This window comes from Chrysanthemum yellows phytoplasma (assembly GCF_000803325.1).
Lineage (GTDB): Bacteria > Bacillota_I > Bacilli_A > Acholeplasmatales > Acholeplasmataceae > Phytoplasma > Phytoplasma asteris.
Window position 1 is genome coordinate 1 of the sequence record NZ_JSWH01000201.1, and the last position, 1,100, is coordinate 1,100.

The following is a 1,100-nucleotide window of genomic DNA, read 5'->3' on the forward strand; positions in this document are numbered from 1 at the left end:
ACAAACTATTAATAAAGTCAATGATATTTTAGAAGAAACATCATTAGAAGAAAATAATATAAAAATAAGTAAATTAGATAATGAAATAATTAAAAATAACTTTAATGAAATTCCTAAAAATAAATTAGAAACTGATTATTTGGAAAGAAAAAGAAAAGATTATATTGAAGATAAACAAGCTCAAAATAAAGAAAAGATAGAGAATTTAACAACAGAAAAGAATCAAAAAGTAAATAATAAAGACGAATTACATAATCAAATAATTCCTTTGAAAAATCAATAATTAGAAGCAAAAAGCAAAAAAACACAATTAGAAAACAATTTAGAAACTTTAAAAAATAACAATACTACTTTGCAAGGACAAATTACAAATTTGGGAAATCAAATCCAAAACGAACCAAGTTCTGCATCACAAAATTACTCAGAAAGCAATTTAGAAGAAATAAGAAGGAATAATAGTGATATTCAAGAACGAATTGGAAATATACAAAGCACCGTTCAATCTAATCAAACTCAAATCAATAATATTACAAATAACGAACTTCCCCCAATTCAAACTCAAATTACAAATCTTCAAGAAAACTTAAGTCCTTTAGTGAAAGAACACAAACATTTAATAGAAGAAATAAAAGAATTAGAATCACAAATAAAATGTTTAAATAAATTTAATAAAAAACTTGAATCTTTTGATATATACCAATATAGCGAAAAACCCCAAAACCATTTTAAAAAATGTCAAACTTGTCAACAATGGAAAAATTGTATAGACAGCGAATTTAAAACAACTTTTTATCCTATGGTTAAAAAAGAAAGAGATGCTTTATTATTTCAAGTAACCCTTATTAAAACTAAATATCTTTTATTAGCTATTAAAAAAATAAGTAAATATTACTTTGAATTAAAACATTTATTAGACTATAAAAAAGAAGAAATAAAAAATAATTGTTTTGCAGACCAAAATTCTATTCTATATTTAGAAACTACTTTTTATCAAACTCATGCGCTGTTGCATTTTTTTAGACAACTTTTGTCTCTAAAATTATTCTTTAAGACTAAAAATTAATAGATAATTTCATATCTTTTCAAACTAAAGAAATATT

2 protein-coding genes are annotated in these 1,100 nt (G+C 22.1%); both read left to right on the top strand.

Going from position 1 to position 1,100, the window contains the following annotated elements:
• On the top strand, window positions 1-283 hold a 283-nt coding region (locus OL66_RS04080; RefSeq protein ID WP_034172443.1), incomplete at its 5' end, for a hypothetical protein.
• Between the two features lie 90 nt (window positions 284-373).
• Window positions 374-1,063, top strand: coding sequence for a hypothetical protein (locus OL66_RS03190; protein ID WP_034172444.1), 690 nt, complete (start codon window positions 374-376; stop codon window positions 1,061-1,063).
• Window positions 1,064-1,100 lie beyond the last annotated feature (37 nt).